This window comes from Granulicella sp. L56 (assembly GCF_009765835.1).
Taxonomy (GTDB): Bacteria; Acidobacteriota; Terriglobia; order Terriglobales; family Acidobacteriaceae; genus Edaphobacter.
Genome location: NZ_LMUS01000006.1, coordinates 2241791 through 2266279, shown reverse-complemented (window position 1 = coordinate 2266279; position 24489 = coordinate 2241791). Strand labels below are relative to the sequence as shown.

At 57.0% G+C, this 24489-nt stretch carries 18 protein-coding genes and 1 pseudogene; 8 read left to right on the top strand and 11 right to left on the bottom strand.

The window, feature by feature from the left end:
- The first annotated feature begins 74 nt into the window (after positions 1-74).
- On the top strand, positions 75-1046 hold the full coding sequence (locus GSQ81_RS17210; protein WP_158911862.1) for a 2-hydroxyacid dehydrogenase: 972 nt from the start codon (positions 75-77) through the stop codon (positions 1044-1046).
- A 44-nt stretch (positions 1047-1090) separates the two neighbouring features.
- On the opposite strand, the gene GSQ81_RS17205 is transcribed toward GSQ81_RS17210, so the two are convergent.
- Both GSQ81_RS17205 and GSQ81_RS17200 read right to left on the bottom strand, forming a co-directional pair.
- Positions 1091-1405: a hypothetical protein gene (locus GSQ81_RS17205; RefSeq protein WP_158911861.1), complete on the bottom strand. Its 315-nt coding sequence runs from the start codon at positions 1403-1405 to the stop codon at positions 1091-1093.
- Positions 1406-1504: 99 nt separating this feature from the next.
- Entirely contained in the window at positions 1505-2953 is a 1449-nt protein-coding gene (locus GSQ81_RS17200) for a sodium:solute symporter (RefSeq protein WP_158911860.1), read from the bottom strand.
- A 248-nt stretch (positions 2954-3201) separates the two neighbouring features.
- On the opposite strand from GSQ81_RS17200, the pseudogene GSQ81_RS20125 reads away from it, so the two are divergent.
- A pseudogene (locus GSQ81_RS20125) lies at positions 3202-4023 on the top strand (alpha/beta hydrolase family protein); the annotation flags it as partial.
- A gap of 154 nt (positions 4024-4177) precedes the next feature.
- Here the strand turns inward: GSQ81_RS20125 and GSQ81_RS17190 are convergent.
- Positions 4178-5173: a YihY/virulence factor BrkB family protein gene (locus tag GSQ81_RS17190; RefSeq protein ID WP_254060267.1), complete on the bottom strand. Its 996-nt coding sequence runs from the start codon at positions 5171-5173 to the stop codon at positions 4178-4180.
- Positions 5174-5408: 235 nt separating this feature from the next.
- Between GSQ81_RS17190 and GSQ81_RS17185 the strand changes: the two genes are divergently transcribed.
- Positions 5409-6332: an MBL fold metallo-hydrolase gene (locus GSQ81_RS17185; RefSeq protein WP_254060266.1), complete on the top strand. Its 924-nt coding sequence runs from the start codon at positions 5409-5411 to the stop codon at positions 6330-6332.
- A gap of 18 nt (positions 6333-6350) precedes the next feature.
- On the opposite strand, the gene GSQ81_RS17180 is transcribed toward GSQ81_RS17185, so the two are convergent.
- From GSQ81_RS17180 to GSQ81_RS17165, 4 genes are all read right to left on the bottom strand, one after another.
- Complete coding sequence (locus GSQ81_RS17180; RefSeq protein ID WP_158911857.1) at positions 6351-7730, bottom strand: NAD(P)/FAD-dependent oxidoreductase; 1380 nt, start codon at positions 7728-7730, stop codon at positions 6351-6353.
- Between the two features lie 102 nt (positions 7731-7832).
- Positions 7833-10706 (bottom strand): IPT/TIG domain-containing protein, encoded by a 2874-nt coding sequence (locus GSQ81_RS17175; protein WP_254060313.1) that lies wholly within the window; start codon positions 10704-10706, stop codon positions 7833-7835.
- A 37-nt stretch (positions 10707-10743) separates the two neighbouring features.
- Positions 10744-11484 (bottom strand): hypothetical protein, encoded by a 741-nt coding sequence (locus tag GSQ81_RS17170; RefSeq protein ID WP_158911855.1) that lies wholly within the window; start codon positions 11482-11484, stop codon positions 10744-10746.
- A gap of 676 nt (positions 11485-12160) precedes the next feature.
- On the bottom strand, positions 12161-12361 hold the full coding sequence (locus tag GSQ81_RS17165) for an allantoinase (protein ID WP_158911854.1): 201 nt from the start codon (positions 12359-12361) through the stop codon (positions 12161-12163).
- Between the two features lie 72 nt (positions 12362-12433).
- On the opposite strand from GSQ81_RS17165, the gene trxB reads away from it, so the two are divergent.
- The 3 genes from trxB to GSQ81_RS17150 are packed head-to-tail and all read left to right on the top strand — an operon-like array spanning position 12434 to position 14400.
- Positions 12434-13387 carry a thioredoxin-disulfide reductase gene (trxB, locus tag GSQ81_RS17160; protein WP_158911853.1) on the top strand — a complete coding sequence of 318 codons (954 nt, stop codon included), beginning with the start codon at positions 12434-12436 and terminating at the stop codon, positions 13385-13387.
- Positions 13388-13396: 9 nt separating this feature from the next.
- The gene (locus GSQ81_RS17155; protein WP_158911852.1) at positions 13397-14089 is read left to right on the top strand and encodes a YggS family pyridoxal phosphate-dependent enzyme; all 693 of its coding nucleotides are present in this window, start codon (positions 13397-13399) and stop codon (positions 14087-14089) included.
- Positions 14086-14400 (top strand): DUF167 domain-containing protein, encoded by a 315-nt coding sequence (locus GSQ81_RS17150; RefSeq protein WP_158911851.1) that lies wholly within the window; start codon positions 14086-14088, stop codon positions 14398-14400. The genes GSQ81_RS17155 and GSQ81_RS17150 overlap by 4 nt, the downstream gene beginning before the upstream one ends.
- A gap of 3 nt (positions 14401-14403) precedes the next feature.
- Here the strand turns inward: GSQ81_RS17150 and GSQ81_RS17145 are convergent, their stop codons facing one another.
- The 3 genes from GSQ81_RS17145 to GSQ81_RS17135 all read right to left on the bottom strand — a co-directional run bounded on the left by GSQ81_RS17145 (position 14404) and on the right by GSQ81_RS17135 (position 20303).
- Positions 14404-15660: a glycoside hydrolase family 28 protein gene (locus tag GSQ81_RS17145; protein WP_254060265.1), complete on the bottom strand. Its 1257-nt coding sequence runs from the start codon at positions 15658-15660 to the stop codon at positions 14404-14406.
- Positions 15661-15783: 123 nt separating this feature from the next.
- On the bottom strand, positions 15784-18693 hold the full coding sequence (locus GSQ81_RS17140; protein ID WP_158911849.1) for an FAD-binding and (Fe-S)-binding domain-containing protein: 2910 nt from the start codon (positions 18691-18693) through the stop codon (positions 15784-15786).
- A gap of 107 nt (positions 18694-18800) precedes the next feature.
- The gene (locus tag GSQ81_RS17135) at positions 18801-20303 is read right to left on the bottom strand and encodes a glycoside hydrolase family 125 protein (protein WP_158911848.1); all 1503 of its coding nucleotides are present in this window, start codon (positions 20301-20303) and stop codon (positions 18801-18803) included.
- Positions 20304-20441: 138 nt separating this feature from the next.
- Between GSQ81_RS17135 and GSQ81_RS17130 the strand changes: the two genes are divergently transcribed.
- Both GSQ81_RS17130 and GSQ81_RS17125 read left to right on the top strand, forming a co-directional pair.
- Positions 20442-21566, top strand: a complete 1125-nt coding sequence (locus GSQ81_RS17130) for a cellulase family glycosylhydrolase (RefSeq protein ID WP_158911847.1) — start codon at positions 20442-20444, stop codon at positions 21564-21566.
- A gap of 35 nt (positions 21567-21601) precedes the next feature.
- Positions 21602-22453, top strand: coding sequence for a phytanoyl-CoA dioxygenase family protein (locus GSQ81_RS17125; protein WP_158911846.1), 852 nt, complete (start codon positions 21602-21604; stop codon positions 22451-22453).
- 13 nt (positions 22454-22466) lie between these two features.
- Here the strand turns inward: GSQ81_RS17125 and GSQ81_RS17120 are convergent, their stop codons facing one another.
- Positions 22467-24233 (bottom strand): CRTAC1 family protein, encoded by a 1767-nt coding sequence (locus GSQ81_RS17120; protein WP_254060264.1) that lies wholly within the window; start codon positions 24231-24233, stop codon positions 22467-22469.
- Between the last annotated feature and the right edge of the window lie 256 nt (positions 24234-24489).

The window sequence follows — 24489 nt, the reverse complement described above, 5'->3', positions numbered from 1 at the left end:
TAGTATGGACAAAACCGCGGATTCGATCCCAATCGAGTCCGCCACAATCTTACCGGGGATGCGTCTAGTCGATCATGGTGCGTGTTGGCGTTGATGAGAGTCTTTCCGAAGAGTTGCTTGCCGATTTCCCGCACGAGGCGGAGATCGTGCGAATCCCCCGTAATTTAGCCGACACAGTCGAGGTTGACTTCTGGATTCTTCCGTTTCAGCGCCGCGATGCCGCAGAGGCATTCTCACATCTGCGAGGCGTAAAGGTCGTGCAATCGATGATGGCAGGCGTAGATTGGATCACGCCCTGGCTGCCCAAGAACGTAATCCTGTGCGACGGTCGTGGTATCCACGACATCTCCGCCTCGGAGTGGGTCCTAACCGCGATCCTGTCCTCGCTCAAGCAATTTCCTCTCTATCGCGATATGCAGATGCGCGAGCAGTGGAAGGGACAGGCGTCTGTCTCAGATGGCTTTCTAAACGAGGGCGGAGCTCAGGTTGGACAATACCGCGTCTTGGGTGACGATCTCGCCGGCAAAACAGTGCTGATCGTCGGCTATGGCTCCATCGGCGCGGCAATCGAAGCACGGCTCACTCCTTTCGGAGTCAAGATCTCGCGTATAGCGCGAAGCGCCCGCCAGGCACCCGAAGTTCATGCTGTCGACGAGCTGCGAAAGCTACTCCCCGAAGCTGATATTGTGGTCGCCATCGTGCCGCTGACCGCTGATACTCGCGGACTAATCGGAGCAACCGAGCTGGGCCTGATGAAGCACGGAGCTTTGCTGGTGAACGCAGCCCGAGGGCCAGTAGTCGTGACCGATGCACTGGTAGAAGCACTCAGTGCGCATCGGATCTGTGCCGCCCTCGATGTGACCGATCCCGAGCCGCTGCCTGCCGGACACCCGCTGTGGCTCGCGCCAAATTGCCTCATCACGCCACATGTTGGCGGATCGACGCCGCAGTTCATCCATCGCGCTTTCCGGTTCGGGGCAGAGCAGGTGCGACGATTCATCGCTGGCAAGCCCCTGGAAAATGTCGTGACCGACGCAGGCTATTAGCTTATGGCCAGAACGGCCGATTCTCCCCTGAACAAACTTAGGATCTACAGTTTGCGATAGACGCTGGGCGCTTCGGGACCTGTTGTGAGGTCGTGGTCGTCCTCCTCTTCCTCATCATCATCATCCTCGTCATCTTCGTCCTCCTCTTCCTCGTCATCCTCCTCGTCGTATTCCTCTTCATCTTCTTCATCGATATCTTCGTCGTCCAGCTCGTCTTCGTCGGTATCAATAGCATCCAGATTCTCGCTGCTGGCATATTCGGTAGGGTTACTGGAAGAGTTATCGAAGGTAGCAGTCGCATCCGGGCCTACCTTCAGAAGGTCGTCATCAGAGCTACTGTGTTTTTTAGCGATGGCCATGGTTCGCCTCCTGGGTGATGTAGGGTGTTGGATGCATTACAGGCCAGAAGGTTAGTGTGAAAATCTGGTTGCACTATTTTTAGTTCGTTTCTTTCGGGATCATGACTCGGAAAATGGCTGAAGCTGTGCCGAACTGGGTGGCGGAGTAAGAAGGCTGATGATGATGAGGGCAACAAGCGAAGCAAAAAGAGCCGGGAAGATGGCATCCCTCTGCGCGAGAATAGCCGGAACATGGGCATGGACAAAGCTGGTATCCCAAGAGATAGTGACCACAGTTCCAACGGCAATGCTGGCCACGGCTGCGCTCGCAGTAGCCCGCTTCCAGAAAAAGGCGGCAAGGATAACAGGCGTCAGCGCCGCCGAGTAAATCGTATAGGCATAAAGAGATTTCTTCAGCACCGATTGAACATGCAGCGACTGGTAGAGCGCCCATAGCCCTAGAAGCACAACCATCAAACGGCTAATGGCCAGCGTCCGCTTATTCGAGGAATCAGGCGAGATATAGCGCAGAAAAATATCATTAATAAGGTTGGTCGCAGGAGAAAAAAGCCAGTTATTGGCAGTAGAGATAATCTTGGCAAAAATAGCTCCGACCAGCAGCGCCCCAAGGATCTCGAGTAACCTCGACCCGGCGAAGCCATGAAGTCCGCAATAGGCAAGAATCTCTCTCGGACGATCATGCACCTCTCCTGCGGGAAAGAGCGCAGAGCCAACAACGGCAATCGCCACAATCACCGTCTCCAAAATCACCGTGCCAATAATCCAGCCAACCACGGCGCGAGTCGCCGCTTTTTCCGACTTCGCCGAGAAAAACTTCTGATACATGGACTGGTTGCCGAGCAATAGCAGGCAGGTCGGCAGAAAGAGTTCCATCGCCTGCGCAAAACTCAGGTCGCCAAGCACCTGAAAATGTGTTGCAGGCAGAGCTGCATGAAGAGCGCTCCAGCCACCGGCACGATGCATAAGCACCGGCAGCGCAACGATCAACGTGAAAGTAGCGAGCAGGCCGATAGCCACGTCCATATAAGCTACCGATGCCATTCCCGCAATCGCGGTAAAGACAATGACAAAGGCAGCAAGTATGTATTGGCCAAGAACAGGAGTAATAAACGTGGGAAAGACGAGATGCAGAATATCGCCGCCACCGACAAACTGATAACTGGTAACCGCCGTGTAGGTGAAAAGAATGGCAATGACGCCAAGCACACGGGCAGTCTGGCTATAACGGGCCTCAAGCAGATCGGGAATAGTGAACTGGGCAAACTTGCGGGCACGCGGCGCGATGAAATAGATGAGCAACAGACCGGCCCATCCTCCGCCCGCCTGCCACAACGCAGCAAACCCATGCCGGTAAGCATTCTCCGCCCCCCCCAGCAGAGAGCCCGATCCAATCCAACTGCACAAAAGCGTGAAGACCAGAACAAACGCCGATAGCGAACGTCCAGCGACAAGATAGTCGGCCTTGGTCCTGACATTGCGAAGACTCCCCAGCGAGACAGCAAGGAGCGTGAGGACGATAATGCCCAGAACGGCAGCGTAGAGATTCATAGTCGTTGTGCGATTCTATCGCGCCTACAATTTATAGAAGAGATTTGGGGGAATGAGTGAGGCATTTGCGACTGGCTCTGGCAATCGTTGTTTTGACAGGAACCGCTTGCGTTCAAGCCGCAACGCCGCTGACGGCGCCGCAACGGGCCGCGAGAGACGAGGGATGGCGGCAGACAATTCGCAAGCAACTCTATATTCCGGCAGTCCTGCCAAAACTCGAGGCCAAGACCTGGTCCAGCTTTTCTCCCATGCCCGGAGTCATCGCCGAGCGCGTGACCTATCAAACGGCGGACGGCATGTTGGTGCCTGCAATCGTCTACCGGCCCGAAAAGTGGAAGGGCAAGCTGCCCGGCATCGTCGTCGTCAATGGACACGGCGGCGACAAGTTCAGTTGGTATGCGTTTTATAGCGGAATGCTCTTCGCCCGCGCCGGAGCAATGGTAGTGACGTACGATCCAATCGGCGAAGGCGAGCGAAACATCGACAAAAAGTCGCAGGCAGGATCGCACGACAGATGGGTCGATCCTCCGGCAGGGCTGCCGCGGATCGATTGGGGGCAACGACTGGCTGGCCTGATGCAAGTGGATGTCATGCAGGCCGTCGCTTATCTCGCACAAAGGCCCGAGGTCGACAAAAAGCGAATTGCCACCGTGGGCTACTCGATGGGTTCGTTTATCACAGGGATTACCGGAGCGATCGATCCGCAAATTCATGCTGTACTTCTGAGCGGAGGCGGCGACTACGACGGAGTCGAACCAGGATACTTCGACGCGAATAAGCTTCCCTGCCAGGGGCCGCCTTACCAATCGCTGCGTGTGCTGGGAGACCGTGGAGCGATACTTTACGCGCTCAACGCCGACCGTGGCCCGATGTATGTGATGAATGGATTAGCGGATACGGTCATGGATATCCCCCATCACGACCCGGACTGGTTTGCCGACACGCGTGCGCGAGCCATAGCCCTTCGAGGAACAGAGAAGGATATGTTCACAACGGTCTTTTATCCCGGCATCAGCCATCGCACTTCTTGGGTAGACCGCGATGGCGTTGAATGGCTTGAAAAGCAAATCCACTTTTCGAACTGGACCGCAAAATATATTGCCACTGTTCCTGTTACACATGTAAGCACCTGGGCAAAGGCGAACAACGTCTACATCGCGAAAAACTACATCCGCGAGGACAGGGAGGGTGGGCTGGACGCACTGGGAACGGGCTTTCCTGGAATCAAGCGGGAGAATTTGATGGTGCTTCCCGAGGCGACATGGACTGCGGAGAAGGATCGCCTGACGTATGAGGCTTGGGCGACGAAGACGATGAAGGCCGAGCAGCAAGCAGCCGCTTCTCTGCGGCAGCCATCTCGATCTGGCTATTGATCTCCGCGCCAAGCAGGAGCGTAAGCCCGGTAATGTAAAACCACGTCAGCAGAATGATGACGGCACCAAGAGAGCCGTATGTTACAGAGAAATTATCGAAGAAGTGCAGATACACGCGAAAGCCGATAGAAGCCAAAATCCATAAAGCGATGCCGATGATGCTGCCGGGAGTGAGCCATCGCCAGCAGCTCTTTTTCACATCGGGCGCCCAGTAATAAATGACGGCGAAGAAGAGAGTGATGAGGGCTGCAACAATCATCCAACCCAGGGATCGGATCACGACGACTGCAACGCTGCCAAGAAAATGATGATAGAGATGATCGCGCACAAGGCGGGCAAAAAAGTCGCTGGCCAGCATGGACGCAAGCGTAACTGTAACCAGAGCGGCTAGAACGATAGTGACCCCAATAGCCGAGAAGCGTGCTCGAAAGTAAGAGCGGGTTTCAGTGACCTTGTAGATAGTGTTGAGGCTGTCCTGGATGGCCGAAAATCCAACCGAGGCCGACCAAAGTGCGGCAACAATTCCAAAGGTCAGCTTGCCGCTGGTGGCAGCAGCGGTGGTTTCGTTGAAGGTCGCAAGCACAGTGCCCATCGCCGCATGAGGGATGACGACAGCCAGATAATGCAGGAGCTTGTCGTAGATGTTCGAAGCGGAACGGGCGGCAAGACCTAGCAGAGAGCTGGCGCAGAATAGAGTGGGAAATAGCGCAAAGATGAAATAGAACCCAAGTTCGGCGGCCCGTCCTAGAAGATTGTCAGCAAGGAAGTTATGCCACGTACGCACCGCCACGACGCGAACAGAGACTCCCTGCAAGTCCCAAAGCGAGCGCAACGGGGAACGAGACACATAGTCCCATATCCACTGCTGCCGCGGATCGGAAGACTTGACGAGAGTGCGGTCGGTTGAAATAGCGGAGTCCCTCGGATTGGTATGCTCGTCTTATGAGATAGATGCGAATTGATTCAACCTCGGCGGCCAATTCGGCATTGGACCATCAAAGAGCTATGGGCAAAGCAACAGCGATTGGATGCATCTACATAAAAGGTGACAAATGTTTAATCGGTGGAGAGGTCAGCCCTTCGTGGTAACGAAACTGAAGCAGCTCTGGCGGTTAGTGCAGGAGAGTCACGCGAAACCGATAGCAGGCGAAACCCGGCTGGCGGAGATCGTCGAACCTAATGAGCTTGGAATCACCTTCATTGGCCACTCGTCATTCTTACTGCAACTGGGCGGCCGCTCAGTATTGGTGGATCCCGTCTTTGCCAAACATTTGATTCTGCTCCGAAGGCAGCGCCGTCCTGGACTGCGAATCAATGAGATGCCCGCCATTGATGTCGTGCTGTTGACCCACGCCCACATGGACCACCTCAACATAGCATCTTTGCGCCGCGTCATCCGCAGCGCACAGATGCTGGGCAAGAAAGCTCCCGACGTTATAGTCCCCTGGGGAGTAAAAGACTTGGTGGCAGGCTTGGGCTTCTCGCACATACACGAGATGAAGTGGTGGGAAAAGCTTGAAGTGCGTGGTCTAAGCGTGACGCTGACTCCCTGCAAACACTGGGGCGCGCGCATGTTCAACGATACGCACCGTGGATACGGCGGCTATGTCGTCGAAGCCAACGGGCACTCCATCTACCACTCCGGCGACACCGCTTATTTTTCCGGCTTCACTGAGATCGGAGAACGCCTACATCCAGAGGTGGCCCTGCTACCCATCGGGGCTTACTTCCCCGACAGCTATCGAACCGTCCACACCAGTCCCGAAGAAGCCATCCGCGCCTTTGTAGAGACCGGCGCGGAGTGGATGGTCCCAATGCACTTCGGCACATTCAACCTTGGACGCGAGCCAATGGACGAGCCACCGCAGCGCCTGATGACAGAAGCCGCACGACTGGGGATCAGCAGCAAGGTGAAGATACTCGAAGAAGGCGAAACCATGCGCCTCTTCGAACAGGCCACTGGGCATCGAGCGTCGATCTTAAACCCGCACCAGCAGAGCATCTGAATTCTCGGCCCCACGAAACTACGTCTTAGGCGATCCCAGATCCAGAGGCTCCGTGTCAGAGTGAAGCTGTTGTGTCTCCGAGGCATTCCACCCCGGCAGCTCCTGCGAACCAGTAATCAGGCGGGCGCTGTCTTTGAAGGTGATATAGGTCCAGGCCCACTGGCGAAACACCGAGAGCCGATTCCGAAAGCCGATCAGGAAGAAGATATGGACAAGCAGCCACGTCATCCATGCAGGAAAACCGCTCCAGTGCCCTTTGAACGGCCATTGAATATTGGCCACGGCGGCCTTGCGTCCAATAGTCGCCATATCACCTTTGTCGAAGTAGTGAAACGGCTCGTTCTTACCTGTACCGTCGCTCCCTAAATCCGCCGCCACCAGTCTGGCGATGCGTTTCGCAGCGTACTTCCCCATCTGCATAGCGGGCTGCGCAACGCCGGGAACCTGCTTGCCGTTCTGTTCGACATGGGCGAGATCGCCACAGATAAATATCTCAGGATGCCCCGGCGGATTGAGATGTCCATCCACCAGCACACACCCTTTTCTATCCGTCGGGAAGCCCAGTAACTTCCCTAGCGGCGAAGCCTGCACACCCGCCGCCCAAAGCGTGACCACAGCATTGATGCGCTCATCCCCCACCATCACATAACCGGGCTTCACATCGGAGACATGCGCATTGACACGAAGTTTTACGCCAAGCGCATTGAGCTGCTCCCGTGCCTTCGCCTGCAGATCGTCCGGATACATCCCCAGGATATTCGGTGACCCTTCAAGAATGAGCACCTGTGCTTGCGAAGGATCGATATGGCGAAAGTTATTCGACATATACAGCTTCGCGATATCGCTGATCGCTCCCGCCAACTCTACTCCAGTAGGTCCGCCGCCAATGATGACGAAGTTCAGCGAAGGATGGCTGCCAGTCTCCTGCATCTGCCGTTCCGCCAGTTCGAACGCAAGCAACACGCGGCGGCGGATCTCCGTCGCATCCTCTATCGTCTTAAGGCCCGGCGCAAGCTTCGCCCATTCATCATGGCCAAAGTACGAGTGCGTAGAGCCCGTAGCGACGATCAGATAGTCATACTCAAGCTGCGCACCTGTCTTCAGCTCCACTCTCTGCTCATCGATATGAAAGGCGACAGCCTCATCCATCAGCACTTCGACATTCGGATAACTGCTCAGAATGGATCGAATAGGCTGCGCAATGTCCGCAGGCGAAAGTACCGCAAGCGCTACCTGATAGAGGAGTGGCTGAAACGTATGGTGATTTCTGCGGTCGACCAGCGAAATGTCGAGCGGCAGCTTAGCGAGGCTCAGCGCTGCATTCAGCCCCGCAAACCCTCCGCCGATAATGACCACCCGCTTTCGCTCGACACCACCTCCGGAAGTTCCATCAACCATCGTTGCGGCTCCTCTTCTTGACTATAGGGTTTGATGCCGAAGGCAGCGGTTATGCTCCACTTCCGGCAAAACTGATTGTGTCACACCCACTCTCTCAATTCATCATGGCTGCTTCTGCAACGATAACGAAACGAACCCTTGCGTTCCCGTGGCAGCAACCAGATTCGTAACTTCCGCAATTCCGACAACCTGCAACGGGAGGACAGTTACAAGGCCATTGGCATCTGAAATAGCCGACGAAACCTGTGCGCTCTCATCTGGCGGCACCGGACAGCGTCCACGATCAGGACAAGGCCCCTGCCACGCATCAATAGTCTGGTGAATCTCAACCACAGCTCCCGCCACCGCGTTGCCCACCGCGTCCGTCACTCGCACCAACACTGGCGCCAGCACATCCGCCGCACCAACCGACTGCCCCGCTCCGCTGACCACTTCAATGCGCCAATCAGCCGGATCCACCCCTTGCGCCGCGATAGTCGCGCATACCGTAGTCCAGGCGCAGGCCGAAGCCGTCGCCTGCTCTCCCGCCGTCAGCGGACCAATACTCACCTGCGTCTCCGCCACTCCCAAGCCGTTTACCTGCGACTGTCCCGGAGATAAAATTATCCCTCCGGAAACAGCCTGCCAGTTCACCACCACACCCACAGTAGAAGCCGAGTTATCGCTCGCCTCTACCTGCGGTGTCCAGATAAAAGTTGCACCAGCCGCGACATACAACATCCCCTGAATCGGAGCCAGAGTCCGCACCCGAGTGGCAATCGTAAACGAAGCATTCTGCGTCCCCGCCATACTCGCTGCCGACACAGTGACGGACCCCGCTGCCAGCGCGGTCACCGTCGTCGACGCCACACCCGACGCATCTGTCATCACGTTACAAACAGAGCCACCGCACGCTCCAAACTGAACACTGCCATCGCCGCTCGCGGTAAAGCTTACAAGCTGGTTTGCCATGGGAGTCCTCCCGTCCGCAGCCAATGCCTTTACCGCAAATGGGACAGCAGACGTATCCCCAACAAACACCGTCCCCGACGGCGCCGTCACAAGGTTGAGCGAGGGCAGAGGCGCAGCATAGTTCAACGCGCCCGTCATCATAGTGGTGCCTCGGGTCGAAGGATCGGTAACAGTAACGTTTGCGGCAATCGCCGTAGTGTGCCCCAAAGCCCGCAGCGAGGGAACCGTCGCCACAATCGAAGTAGCCGCCCAGCTTGTCACCGTAGCAGCTACACCATTGACGGTCACCGCATTCCCCACGCGAAATCCCGCTCCCGTGATCGTGACTGCTCCACCTTCGGCACTGACGCTCGACGGGCTGATGCTGTCCGCATACAACACACGAGCCTGGTAGCCAAAATCCGGCCGCCCATCGCCGCGTTGGTCCGCAATCGCAATTCGAAACTGGTTCGCCGGTGCGCTCTGCACCGTCAACGAAGTCGTCCCATAAGCTGTGCCATTGAATGCCGTAGCGGCCGATGCCACGCTGGGCAGCGTCTTCAGTGCGTCGGTCGCATTCCACACGCCGATGACCGGCATCGCCTTCGCCATCGTAGAGAACCCACTCTCATCTTGCGCCGTCACCTCAATCGTGAAGCTGCGATCAGCCTTGATCGAAAGCGACGACCACGCCGTATGCCCATAGGCACAGAGCGTCCCCATCCACCAGCCCTGCGGCGCAGTCGCAGCCGGAGCCGCCTCAACCCCGTCTGTTGCGGTGTTACAACTATTGGCCGCGCCCGCCGGGGTCAAGTTCTGCCGCACCACGAGCTGATAACTCCTCATGATGTCCGTATCGAACTCCGAGTTCGCCCCCGAGGGTTCAACCTGATTGGCGACATAGGGTCCCACCGCGTACTGGCCCGTATAGAGCGGATTGATCGGTTCCGTGTCTAAAACGTCACTGTCCCAACTTCCGTCGAGCATCGGGATCCGGGCCATCTCATAGAACCCCTCGTAGACAAGGTTCGCAGTCCCACTGCTTCCCGCAGCCGTGGCCGGAGTGCCCGTCACCGGATTGCCTCCCGCTCCCTTGAACATCGCTCCCGAAACCGCCGATGCCGTCTGCCATGTCTCCGGAAGAGCCAGAAATTGATGCCAGCGGCGCACGGTTACATTCACACCCTGCATCCCCTGCCCCGTCGGAAAATACACATATCCTTCAATCTCGTGCGCCAGGTACAGAGAGTCCGTCTTGCCCGGAGGCGCCTGGTTCTGGGCAATCGGATACAGCATCGTCAGCGCCGAAAGATCGTCGGCCCGCAGCGTAAACGGCTGCGGCAGGCACTGGTAGGTATATGGCCCGCAGATGATGTCGATCGGGTGCATGATCGGCCAGTTCAGCGCCTCCATCGCTGTCGGCTGCGGGCTCCCTGTAAATACGTTGTCGTTCACCTGCGACCAGCCAAGCCCAAGGATGCGTCCAAAGGCGCGCATCAACTGGTACTGCATCTGCAACTGCTGTTCCGCCGCTGGTCCCGTACAACGGCCATTCAGGATCAACAGGGCATGTTGGATATAGCCAGCCGGAACAATAGAATCGACACTCTCCGTCACTGCATTCTGGCGGCAGCCCGAAGGATCGCTCGCCCCGCTGCCCAGAAGCATGTCCGTCACCGATCCGTCGCTGTCGTAGATCACCGCGATCTGCTTGGCCTGATAGTTGCTGCTCTGCACGTCCGCTGGAAAGACCAGCCCATCCGAGCCCGGGTAGACATTCGCTCCGCTGACATGCTCGGCCAGCGAGCCGCCATCACCCAGCACCAGGCTGGTGACAGGCACATTCCACGCGTTCGCGGCGGCCGCCACAATCGCGTCCGCAGCAGCATGATCGACATAGGAGCTAAGATCACCCGGATCGGTGAAATAAAGTAGTTGATTCGTATACCAGGCCACCGGAACGGCAGACGTGCTGAAGTACGGCGGCCCCGTCACCCATCGCGGTCCTCCAGCAAAGGCTATTGCGCCAGCGAGGAGCCAACACATAGCCAATGCGGATGTTCTTCGCAGCCACACAGCAACCTCAACGGCCATCATCCGCTGCCTTTTTCCACGAGGTCAGCAGCTTGACCACGGTATCGACCGTCGCCTGCTGCACGGGAGTCGAAGCACGGCTTGAGGTATTGTCTGCGGAGACAATCGGGTTCACAATCGGATTGCCCGACGAGACCACCTGCTGCCCCAGGATCAAAGGCGCTGGAGACAGCGCCGCCTGCAAAACATAAGACACCGGATGCAGCACCTTCGCGCCAAGCCAGCGAAGATCGGCCATAGGCACGGGCGGATTCGCCTCAGCCGCAACAAGCGACGAAGCATCGGCCACCCCCCAAATGGGAATCGCTCCATCCAACCCGCCGACAGGCGAACTCAAACCGCTCGCCCCGGGCGCATGCAACATCATTAGCAACCGCTGCCCAACCTGATAGCGCTGGGCATTACCAGACCACAGCCCCGCCCACTCCCGCATCGCATACGCGCCGACGGCGCAGCCGCGAATCGCCTGATCGACCTGAAAATCGACCTCGACAAACCCCGCGCCCATGCCATCGCCATCATGGGGGCGTATCGCAACCACCTGCCCAACAAAGATGACGTCCGCTCGATCCGACATCGCGTGCAAAACATCTTCCACGTTCTGCGCCACGGCCACAGCCCCGGAACCGGCTGAGACTGGGGCCTGCGAATAAGCGGCAACGGCCGTCATCAGCAACGTCACCGCTGGCAAAGCGCACAGCCATCGAAATATCCACAGAGTCCCGAACATCTCGCCACACCGTCCTCTGCTCTTCTTCGGCAGAAGACTGGTAACGTGACGGTCCTGCCCTATTTCAATACAAGCTCTTTCCCCGCGCCTCTCCTTACTTTCCCCCGAGCATTCGCAGTCGTCCTTGGAATTGCCTTTGTAGTTGTCCCGCCTTTGTCCTTGCCGTTGCCGTTGCTCCTGCTTTTGCTGTTGCCGTTGCTCCTGCTTTTGCTGTTGCCGTTGCTCCTGCCGTTAGGTACAGCGAGGCTTCAGCCTCGCGTCTAAACAACCGCCGCGAAGCGGCCTCCACTCTGCCGAAGGCCGGAGTGAAGCCCAAAGGGCGTAACGACCGGCCTATTGCCTTCTCCCAGGAAGCCCCAGCCTCAAAATCCCGGCGAAATGCGTGTCAAGCCCCCAAGCTCAAGTTCGATCCAAATAAGCTGCACAAAAAAAACAACTTCCACCCCAAAAATAAATCTCCGAAAACTGCAAAACAGTTCCACCCAATTCGCTAAACTTGAAACTACATAGGAAATAAGCAAAAGGCCCAGCCAAAGCTGGGCCTAACTCATTTAGAAACAATATTTTGCCTATAACTCATCAAGAATGAATATTTTGCAGGGCAATAATTTGGCAAACCATTAGAAAATATAGACTTACGCCACAGGTACCCCCGGGGGGTGCCCCTCAAAAGGTGTTAGATCTCGGGGTAGAAATCAAAAAAAGCATCGATGCTCAGGCGAAGCTGAGCTTCAATCTGTTCCCTGCTTCCTTCCAGAACATGCATCGTTACATGCGCTTCGTTGCCATTGTTCAGCGTGACGGGTGCGTCGCCCACTGCCGCGATCTCATCTGCAGGCAGCAGCCTCATTCCGTAGACCAACGTAAGATTTGCCATAGCCTCAATTGTGTCACTAAATGCGCGTTGAATCCTTTTCCTAAACCGCGCATTTACACTAAGAGAGTTCATATGCCAGAAAACAATACTCGCGACACCGTCATCCTTGGGTCCGGCTGCTCCGGACTGACCGCTGCCATCTACGCTGCCCGCTCCAACCTCAAGCCCCTGGTCCTCGAAGGCCACGAGCCCGGCGGCCAATTGTCCATCACCACGCTGGTCGAAAACTTTCCCGGCTGGCCCGACGGCATTCAAGGTCCCGAACTGATCGAGAACATGAAGAAGCAGGCAGTCCGCTTCGGCGCAGAGCTGCGCATGGCCCATCTGGCCTCGGTCGATCTCAGCAAGCACCCCTTCGAGTTGAACCTCGGCAACGAGATCATTCACGCCCGCACACTCATCATCGCCTCCGGCGCCAGCGCCCGCTGGCTGAACCTTCCGTCCGAACAGGCCCTGATCGGCCACGGCGTCAGCTCCTGCGCCACCTGCGACGGCTTCTTCTTCTCCGGCAAGGAGATCGCCGTCATCGGCGGCGGCGACTCGGCCATGGAAGAAGCGCTCTTTCTGACCCGCTTCGCCTCGAAGGTCACGCTGATCAACCGCAGCGAGAACTTCCGCGCCTCGAAGATCATGCTAGACCGCGCCATCGCTCACCCCAGCATCAGGTTCCTCTCGAACACGACGGTAGAAGAAGTGCTCGGCGTGGAAGAGAAGGACGTAAAAGGCCTGCGCTTGAAGAACCGTACCTCCGGCGAAGAGTCCATCCTTTCTGTCTCCGCCATGTTCCTCGGTATCGGCCACACGCCAAATGCGTCAGCCTTCAAGGGAATGCTCGATCTCGACGAGGACGGCTACATCCTGACGCAGAGCAACGTCTTCCCCACGTTGAACGGCGAAATCATCCCCGGAGTCTTCGCCTGCGGCGACATCCAGGACCGTCGCTACCGGCAAGCCATCACAGCAGCCGGATCAGGCTGCATGGCCGCGCTCGAGGTCGAGAAGTATCTGGAAGAGCACGGCAGATAAGACAGAACCATGTCCATCGCCGACAATCTCGCCCACCTGCACGAACAGATCGCCCAGGCCTGCCGCCAAAGCAATCGTTCCGAGAGCGAAGTCGCTCTGATGGCCGTCAGCAAGGTTCATCCAGTCGAAGTCATTCTGGAGGCCTATGCGGCAGGTCAGCGCCTCTTCGGCGAAAATCGCGTGCAAGAATTTCAAGAGAAGTCGCAGCACCTCGACGCACTAACCGACGCCAGTTTTCACCTGATCGGTCCGCTGCAATCGAACAAAACAAATAAAGCGGCCGAACTGTTTGACGCAATCGATGCGGTGGACTCGTTAAAGATTTCGCAACGGTTGAACGCCGCCGCAGACGCATTGAAGAAGAAGTTGCCGGTGCTGATCGAGGTAAAGCTGAGCCACGAAGAATCGAAGCACGGCCTGGGCCCGGACGAACTTCCCGCACTGCTGGCAGCAATTGACGAACTCAAATCAATCGAAGCTGTCGGCCTGATGACTGTTCCACCATGGTCGCTGGACGCCGAAACTGCGCGGCCCTACTTCAAAGAGTTGCGAAGGCTCCGCGATGAATCGCAGAAGGCACATCCCGCACTGACACAGCTCTCGATGGGCATGTCGAACGATTTTGTCGTCGCAATTGAGGAAGGCAGCACCTGCGTCCGCGTTGGCACCGCGCTCTTCGGCAAGCGGGAGTATCCAGCATGATCGAAGACGTTTTTACTCTCGCTCACGATGTCGCGGACGGCTGCACGCTGCCGGTGCGCGTACGTCCGGGGGCAAAGAAAAATGATATCGCCGGCATCCATGCCGGCGCAGTAAAGATCTCGCTGACGACGCCACCCGTCGATGGACGTGCCAACGAAGCGCTGATCGAGTTCGTCGCAGATCTGCTGCGAATTCAACAGGCGCGGATCGCCATCCTCTCCGGCGCGACCAGCCGCATGAAGGTGCTTCGCATTACAGGAAAGAGCGCGGCTGAGGTTCAAGCCGCGCTCTTTCCCGTTGAACTTTGCTGATTATTATTTGAAGGTCGCCTTGGCTGTGGGAGCGACGGTAATTCCCTCCCCTTCCGTCGCTGTCACTTTGACATTGCTTCCGGTAACGTCGGCATAGGCAATCGCCATTCCTTTTGTGGCCTGAATATCGACGTTCTTCATGACAAGGTCTTTTACCGGAGCCTCAGGCAAGCCGATGATCACGCCTGCCCACGCGCTGTTGACCGACTTCACGTTCTCGATGGTGATGTTGTGGAAGTGCGGTGTCAGCCGCTGGACCGGCTCTGCGGCAACCTCGCCCTGAGGAAGCGCTTTCGGATAGTACTCGCTGATGAGAATCGAGGTCTTCACATTCTCCATCGTGATGTCCTTGAAGGAGATGTTGCTGACATCGTTGCCGCGGTCGCGATTCGCCTTGATACGAATGCCCTGATCGGTGCCATTGAAGTGGATTCGTTCAGCATGAATGTTCTGTGCGCCGCCTGCGATCTCGCTGCCGATAGACAGTCCATGGCCATGCATGAACTCGCAATCAGTGATGGTGATGTTCTTGCTCGGCGCGTCCGGACCGGGCGAATTGATCATGCCGCTCTTGATGGCCACGTTGTCGTCCCCTACATCGGCATAGACATGGTCGATGACGACGTTGCTGGAGCTGAAGGGATCAATAGCGTCGGTGTTCGGCGAGTGCTGCGGAGCGAGGACGCGGACGTTGCGGATAACCACATCGTCGCTGTAGTACGGAACAATCTGCCAGTAAGGCGAGTTCTGAACGGTGACACCTTCGATACGGACATGTTTGCAGTGGTCGAAGACAACGCCTCTTGGCCGCGAATTTTCACTGCCAAGCACACCGGCGTTCTTTTGCGTCCGCGCCAGCGCCCACCAGCTTGCGCCGTTGCCGTCGATGACTCCTCCGCCTGTGATGGCGATGTTCTGAGCATTGGTCGCACCGACAAGGGCCTGATAGCCAGGACCACGAAACTCGGTCTTCGCGGGATAATCGGCATGATCGGGAGAGCCCAGCAGCGTTGCTCCTTTGGCAATGTCTAGGGTGATGTTGTTCTTGAGCACAATGGGAGCGGAGAGGAATGTTCCTCCGGAGAGCTTCACTGTGCCGCCTCCGGCCTTCGCGCAGTCGTCAATCGCGTTCTGGATAGCCTGGGTATCTTTCGTTACCCCATCCGCCTTGGCACCGTAGGCGCGGGCATCACAGACCTTGCCTGCTGCCATTGCGGGGATGCTTGCGCCCACCATCAAACCTGCCACTGCAACTGCCATCCAGCAAATACCGCTCGTTTTCATGCTCTCTCCAACGCGCACACTGCGCTCTTCGGAATCTTACCTGAAATTGGTCATACCACATTCAGGTAAGCGACTGTTTAGGGATTTCGAGGATAGGAGTTACCGCTGGCGGCCTTGTGCCAGAACCTCGGCCAGATGCATGGGTTTGGCAGAGGTGTTTTGCGTGATCTGCTCCTGGCAGCTAAACCCATCGCTGACGATGATGGCTTCTTTGTTGCTGCGAACAGCGGGGAGCAGAACTCGTTCCCCAAGTGTTTGCGAGACCTCGTACTTGTCCGCTTCAAATCCGAAAGGACCAGCCATGCCGCAGCAGCCTGAGTCCAGAAGCTGAACATCGGCTCCGGTGGCACGCAGAATCTGCATCTCGTCCTTCATGCTCTGGGTTGCATGATGATGGCAGTGGCCATGAACGACAATCTTCTGATCGATCTGCGGAGGGCGGTAGTCAGGCGCATGCTTTACCAGGAACTCGCTGAGCAGAAGAGTCTGATCGCGGAGTTTTGCGGCGCGAGGATCATTGGGCAGAAGGTTGGTCAGCTCGTCGCGGAAGACCGAGGCACAGCTCGGCTCGAGAACAACGATGGGAGTTCCGGCTGCCAGTTGCGGAGCGAGAGCATCAAGAATCTTCAGGAGATATTCCTTCGCCGTGTCCAACATTCCGAAGTCGTAGAGCGGACGGCCGCAACAAAGGTGCTGATTCGGCAAGCCTACCCGAAAGCCTGCGTCGGCTAAAACAGCATAGGCCGATCGCATGGTGGACGGATGGAAGTAGTTATTGAAGGTATCAGCCCAGAGAAAAACATCTCTACCGGTTTCAGGCTGGGACTTTTTCCGTTCGCGCATGAAGGGCTTGGCAAAGCGCGGCATCGTTCGTTTGCCGTGAATGTGGAGGATGGATTTGATAACGTTGCGGATCAGCGGCGCGTTGTTGATCGCATTAACAATGCCGGGAGCGATAGAGGCAAAACGAGCCCAGCGGTCGATGCGTCCGAAGGCGTAGTGGAAGAGTGGGCGCGAGGCATGTTCATAGTGATGAGAGAGGAACTCTGCCTTGTAGGTGGCCATGTCCACGCTGGTGGGGCACTCGCTCTTGCAGGCCTTGCACGAGAGGCAGAGGTCGAGCGATTCCCTTACCTGATCGTTCTTCCATTCGCCGGGAAGGACTTCTTTCTGCATCAGCTCCCACAGGAGATGAGCGCGGCCGCGGGTGGAATAGAGTTCTTCGCCAGTCGCCATGAAGCTGGGACACATGGTTCCTGCATCCTGTTTACGGCAAGCACCCACTCCGACGCAGCGCAGAGCTGCAGCGGCAAACGAGCCATCGTTTTCGGCGTAGGCAAAATGAGTTTTGGGCTGCCAGGGCTTATAGTCTGCGCCGAGGCGAAGGTCTTCGTGAGGCTGGTGCGGATCGATAAGATTGCTGGGGTTGAGTCGGTTGTCTGGATCCCAAAGTTGCTTGAACTCGCGAAACGCCTGCATGAGTTCGGGGCCGTACATCTTCGGAAGCAGCGCAGCACGAGCCTGGCCGTCGCCGTGTTCGCCCGAGAGCGAGCCGCCGTGAGCGACAACGAGATCGGCAGCGCGGTCGATGAATTGCCGAAAAGCGAGCACACCGGCTTCGCTCTCGAAGTCGAAGTTGAAGCGCATGTGGACACAGCCCTGGCCGAAGTGGCCGTACATGGGGCTGGTGTAGTTGAACTCGCGCATCAGGGCATCGATGGCGCGAAGATAAGAGCCTTCCTGTGCAGGATCAACGGCAGCGTCTTCCCAGCCCTCCCAGCGCATGGGTTGGTTCGGGACGACGGCGGTGGCTCCAAGGCCGGACTCGCGAATGACCCAGACGCGGTGAGCTTCGTGGTCGTTGTAGATACGGCAGGTGGGTTTGGCAGGGAGACTTTTTAATGTGGCGGCGAAGTCTTTGGCGTGCTGGTCAGCGTCGGGCTGGCTGTCGGCGCCGAATTCGACGAGGAGGAAGCCGCGGCCTTCGGGGAGCAGAGAGAGATCCTCTTCGAGCTTGTGTTTTTTACGAAGCGCATCGAGGAGATGGCCATCCATGCCTTCGAGACCGATGGGTTTGTGGGTGAGGAGCTGAGGAACGTGATCGGCCGCGATGAAGATATCTTCGAAGCCGACGCCGACGAGGGTGCGATACTGCGGACTCTTCACGAGGCGCAGCGTGGCTCCAAGGATGATGGCGCAGGTGCCTTCACTGCCAACCAGTGCGCGGGCGACGTTGAAGCCATTTTCCTGAAGAAGCTCGTCGAGGTTGAAGCCAGAGACGCGACGGGGAATGCGGGGAAATTCTTTCCGGACAAGAGCGGCGTAAGAATCTCGGAGGCGCTTTAGCTCGGCATAGATGCCGCCGATGCGGCCCCCAGCAGCGATGTAATGCTCAAGCTGGGTTTCGGTGGTGGGGCCTACCGTAAGGCGGGTTCCGTCGTAGAGGAGAAGGTCGAGGGACTCGATGTTGTCGACAGTCTTACCGCCCATGAGAGCATGAACGCCGCAGGAGTTGTTGCCGATCATGCCGCCGAGGGTACAACGGCTGTGCGTGGCAGGATCGGGAGCAAAGGTAAGCTCGAACTTCTCTGCCGCTTCGCGGACACGGTCGAGAACAATGCCAGGCTGGACGTGAACGGTGCGCGCAACGGGATCGACGGGGTCCATCTTGTTCATGTACTTCGAGAAGTCGAGGACGACGGCGGCATTGCAGCACTGCCCCGCGAGCGAAGTCCCGGCGCCGCGAGAGAGGATGGGCGCGTTGAAGCCGCGGCAGATGGCTACCGTATTGATGACATCGAGCTCGTCATGCGGGATAACGAGACCGATGGGGATGTGACGATAGTTCGAAGAATCGGTGGAGTACGCAGCTTTCGAAGCAGCATCAAAGCGGACTTCTCCACGGATTCTGGCGCGAAGCTGTTTCTCGAGTTCGGAGGCCCCGGGAAATTGATCACGGGTGCGTGCGTGCGAGCTGGGAAGAAGGACAAAAGGGGACAGTGTGGACATGAACGCGTTGCTCTCCAAAACAGTACGGCTATTTTATGACGAGCGTGCACTTGATGATCTGGCAGTCTCAGGTCATTCCGAAAACTTATGTGCGTTGAAATTGATGTCTATGCTCTAACGCTGAAATCTTCGCGGAGAAGCGAGGGATTGGTGGTAGCGAGCTTTAGGATGAGTTCGCCAAAGAGCGTATTGGCCCACGCGAACCAGGCGCGGGTGAAGTCCTTTGGATTGTCCTGTTGAAAGGACTCATGCATGAAATAAGTGCCGCCGGTAGTGTTGCGCAAAGTGTAGACGCACTGCCGGATCTCCGCGTCATTGTTTGAGGTGAAGGCGCGGATGAGAAGGGACATTGGCCAAACGTAGCCGAGGCCGATGTGCGGGCCTCCGATACCTTCGGCCGCTCTGCCCTGGAAGAAATAAGGGTTGTCTTTGCTGAGGGCGAAGCCGCGGGTGCGCTGATAAAGCGGATCGGAGATAGAGCAGGCGCCGAGAAAAGGAAGGCTAAGGAGCCCGGGAGCATTGGCATCGTCCATGCAGACGTGGTTGCCATAGCCATCGATCTCGTAGGCATAAATTTTGCCGTGTGTCGGATGTTCGACAATGCCGTGACGAGCGACCGCGTCTGCTACTTCGACAGCGAGAGCGTTGCAATCCGATGCGAGCTTTTGATCGGATGCCGCTCCCGTGGCGAGCTCTGCCAGCTTTTTCAACGATGCCACCGCGAAGAGATTGGCAGGGATGAAGAAAGGATAGATGCAGGCATCGTCGGACGGGCGGAACATGGAGCTGATGAGACCATTGGGACGAACGGGGTTTCCGTAGCCGGAGAGCATGAGGGTATCGGTGGGCGACGCCGCTGGACGCTGGAAGTGATAGGGGCCGTGGTTCGTCTTGCGCTGCTGCTCGCGGAAGGTGCGGACGATGGCGTGTGCCGACTGCTTCCAGGTTTCGTCGAAGGGCGCAGTGTTTCCTGTGGCTTTCCAGTAGGCGTGCGCAAGCTGAATGGGATAACAGAGGGAGTCGATCTCCCATTTACGCTCGCCGACGCCGGGATGCATATCGGTGTCGTCGTGAAGCGACCAGGAGAGCGGCGGACTGGAGGGTGTGGGCACAAAAGCATTTGCGTATGGATCAATGAGGATAAGTCTTGCCTGACGGCGGATAACACCTTCGAGCAAGCGCGAGAGCGCTGGATCTTCTTTTGCGAAGGGCAGGTAGGGCATCACCTGCGCCGAAGAATCGCGCAGCCACATGGCATCGATATCGCCAGTGACGACAAAGGTGTCTGGCTTTCCATCGATAGTGGAAGGAAAAACGGTCGTGTCGAGAGTATTGGGAAAACAGTTCTCGAAGATCGCTGCCAACTGCGGATCGGCGATCTGCTTCTTTGTGCGGACAATGGCCGCTTCGATGGCCTGACTGACAAATTTCCGCTTCGAAGCCGCGGGCCGCTGGTCATAAGTAGTGCTGGGTAACGCAGCGAAGAGAGGCGAAGAGGTGAATGCGGTAGCGCACAACAGGCCTGAACCATGTAGTATTTGGCGACGGGTAAAGAGGCCAGCTTGCTGGTGGCCCTCTGATGCTTCGTTAGGCGAAAAAGTGTCTGTCATGCTTCTGTTTATTCCTCCACCGAGGGCGGCTATCGCTAAGTATAGACAAATGCAATATGTAACCGATTTCATTGATTTCCTATATCATGGAAGCCGGGATTCTCAATCCCATTTCACTTGCATTTGAAAGGTTTAACGATGAAGCTCAAGTTTGCCCTCGTTCTCGCTCTCGCCATGTTGGAGACAGTCACTGTGATGGGTCAGGGACGCCCACGTTGGACGGAAAAACAGGCGAACGACTGGTATACAAAACAGCCGTGGCTTGTGGGCGCGAATTTTATCCCCTCCGATGCCATCAACGAGCTCGAGATGTTTCAGGCAGCCACCTTCAATCCTGCACTGAGCGATAAGGAGCTGGGACTCGGCGAATCGATTGGGATGAACACGATGCGCGTGTTCCTGCAGGACCAGCTCTGGCAGCAGGACCCCGAAGGCTTCAAGAAGCGGCTCGATACTTTTTTGAGCATCGCCGCGAAGCACCACATCCGTCCGCTGCTGGTCTTGTTCGACTCGTGCTGGGAGACCGATCCTCACCTGGGCCCGCAGCATCCGCCCATTCCGGGAATCCACAACTCGGGGTGGGTGCAAAGCCCGGGCAAGCATGAGTTGCTCGACCGCTCGTATGAGCCGAAGCTGAAGGCATATGTTCAAGGCGTGGTGGGGGCCTTCGCCAACGACGATCGCATCCTCGGCTGGGACGTGTGGAACGAGCCGGACAATCAGGGTGGAGATGTCGAGGCCGATGTTCCAGCGAAGGTAAAACGCGTCGATGAGCTGTTGCCCAAGGCATTTGCCTGGGCCCGTGCAGAAAATCCCTCGCAGCCGTTGACGAGCGGCGTGTGGACAGGCAACTGGTCCGATCCAGCGCAGGAGAGCGCCACGACGAAGATTCAGCTTGCCGAGTCTGACGTGATCTCATTCCACAACTACGGCTGGCCCGAAGATTTCGAGGCACGCATCAAGGAATTGGAGCCGCGACATCGGCCGATTCTGTGCACCGAATATATGGCGCGCGGCGCAGGCAGTACCTTTGACGGTTCTCTGCCGATCGCGAAGAAGTACAACGTCGCAGCGATCAACTGGGGACTGGTCGCAGGCAAGACGCAGACCTATCTGCCGTGGGACTCGTGGAAGCGGCCTTATGTGTTGATAGAGCCCACCGTCTGGTTCCACGAGGTCTTTCGCCAGGATGACACTCCTTACCGGCAGCATGAGGTCGACCTGATTCGCCAACTTACAGGTCGAGGCACACCTGCCAAATAGCTTGAACTTTTCCATCACGATGGAGGACAGAACCTATGGCAGCGGCAATCGATAAAGCGGATTTGCTTGACGAACTCGATGCTCCCTTCGCACTTGCTCCTGAACAGATCTTGTTTTATGCCGAGAATGGCTACATCAAGCTGAAGCACGTACTCTCTCCTGCGCTGCTTCAGCACTATCGCAGGGCCATGAGCGAGCGCGTCGCGGAGTTGTCAGCCGATGCCGCTCCCATGGAGCAACGCACGACCTACGGCAAAGCATTTTTGCAGATCATGAATCTGTGGACGAAATCGGATGAAGTGAAGGAGTTCGTCTTTGGGAAGCGGCTCGCTCGCATCGCAGCGGAGTTGATGGGAGCGACGGGCGTGCGCATCTACCATGACCAGGCGCTTTACAAGGAGGCGGGCGGCGGCATCACGCCATGGCACGCCGATCAATACTACTGGCCGGTATCGAGCGACAAGATGGTGACCGTGTGGGTTCCGCTGCAGGCGACTCCGCGTGAGATGGGGCCGCTCGCATTTTGCGAGAAGAGCCATCGCTTCCAGATTGGACGCGACCTGGAGATCAGCGATGAGAGCGAAATGACGCTCAAGCAGGCGCTCAGCTCCTTCCACCTGGAGGAGAGCGCCTTCGATCTCGGAGAGGTGAGCTTCCACGCAGGCTGGACTTTTCATCGTGCCGGCGCGAATACAACCGATCGTCCCCGTGAGGTCATGACGATCATCTATATGGATGAAGCCATACGTCTGGTGACGCCGAAGAACAAGAACCAGATTGCAGATACCGAGCGATGGTGTCCTGGAGTCCAATTGGGCGATATTGTGGCGTCGCCATTGAACCCGGTGATCTACTCGATTCATCCAGAGCCTGCATCGGCGACTTGATGCAGGGCGCCTTCTATTTCTCTGATTTGTCGGCTGCGGCTGTTATGGGCTTGTCCGGCTCGTCGACCTTCAGGGTCCTGTCGCCTTGCACATTCTCCAATTTTTGAACGATGCCGCTGGGCCAATGAATCTCGACCTCTTTTGCCACGGCATCGGCACCAAGCCCAAAATGAGCGCGCTTGTCGTTGGACGAAAGATAGCTCCCTGCAGTCGTTACCGTCACATATTCCGCGCCCTTTGATGTAGTCACCTTAATCTCCGCGCCGATGCCGTCGCGGTTGCTGCGGTGTCCCACCAGATAGATGGAAAGCCAGTGATTATGGGTCGCGGTTTCGTTGTGAAGGATGTGCGCGGTGTCGCCATTGGTTGTTACCACTGCATCGACGAGGCCATCGTTGTCCAGATCGCCGACGGCCATGCCTCGCCCGACCCACGGCTGCTGAAAGACGCTGCCTGATTCGCTGGAGACATCGACAAATTTTTGGCCGGTATTTCGTGCGAGCAACATAGGCTCTTTGTAATGCAACTGCGGATAAACCAATTGCACTGTATCCAGATCGTGCCCCTGCGCAATCAGCAGGTCCTTCCAGCCATCGTTGTCGTAATCAAGAAAGTGGATGCCCCAGCCGGAGTGCAGCAGGGTGATTCCAGCGATACCGGAGACGTAGCTGTCATAGGTAAAGCTGCTGTCGCCATTGTTGCGATAGAGCGCGTACTTCTGGTTCGCAAGATCGGTGACGACAAGATCGGGCAGGCCATCGTTGTTGTAATCCTGAAAATCGATCCCCATTCCAGCATAGGTACGGCCATCCCCATCAACCGCAGTCTCGGACGTCAACCCCGTCTCTTCAAAAGTGCCGTCGCCCTTGTTCTGGTAGAGGAACTCCAGCATGGAATCGTTCGCGACAGCAACATCGATCTTGCCGTCCTTATTGAAGTCGGCGATGGCGATGCCGAGTCCTTTGCCCGGCGCACCCATGCCAATCTTCTGCGCAACTTCGGTGAAGTGCCCGTTGCCATCGTTGTGGTAGACCAGAGGCGGAATCGCTGGAAACGTGTCGGGATGGCAGTAAGCGCGGTATCCATCGCGGTGCTCTCCGCACCAAATATCGTTGAAGTCCCATTTCATGTAGCGGAGTACGACCAGATCGAGCAGACCGTCGTTATCCAGATCGACCCATGCCGCGCTTGTCGACCATCCGCTTCCACCCGTACCGGATTTTTCCGTTACATCGGTAAACGTTCCGTTGCCGTTGTTGTGGTACAGGTGATTGCCCCCATACCCGGTTACATATAGGTCTTCGTAGCCGTCGTTGTCATAGTCGCCCACCGCAACGCCCATATCGTAGCCCACGCCTTGCAGCCCTGCGTGCTCGGTGACGTCCTCAAAAGTGCCGTCTTTTTTCTGGTGATAGAGCCGGTTCCAGTCTTTCTCGCTCTTCTTTTGAGGGATGGTTCCCAGCGGCGTCGGATCGGACAAGGGAGCGCCATTCGCGAAGAAGATATCCAGCAAACCATCATTGTCATAGTCAAAGACAGCGACGCCCGAGCCCATTGTCTCAATCAAATATTTTTTAGAAGTGTGCGAAGCCACCCCCGTAAACTTGATCCCACTCGCACTCGTGGTATCGACAAAATTCCCCGGCACCAGAGGCGGCTCCGCAGAGGGCAATCCCGGATTTTTGGGGTGGGGTGTTTGCGACAACGAATTTGCTGGAGCCGCGATGGCGAGGAGGACAAATATACAGAACCACCACAAATTGACTGCATTGGTTCTCACCGAGATGCTCCCACCTTACCCTTGGTCCAAGAATTCATGGTTTCTTTCGAGACGATGCACTTCTACAATTCATGCTTTGTGCGCACCTGATCTATCTGGCAATAAGATACATGTTTCCCTCATGAGCCTGCTGAAATCGGCTGCCTTCGCCGTTCTGCCGAGGCTCGCGTCATCCTTAAGATGAACCTTGAGATAAGCATGAGTTGATGGTCATAGGTGTGGAACGGGGAGTCGTTGCCGCCATTCAGTTTGTACC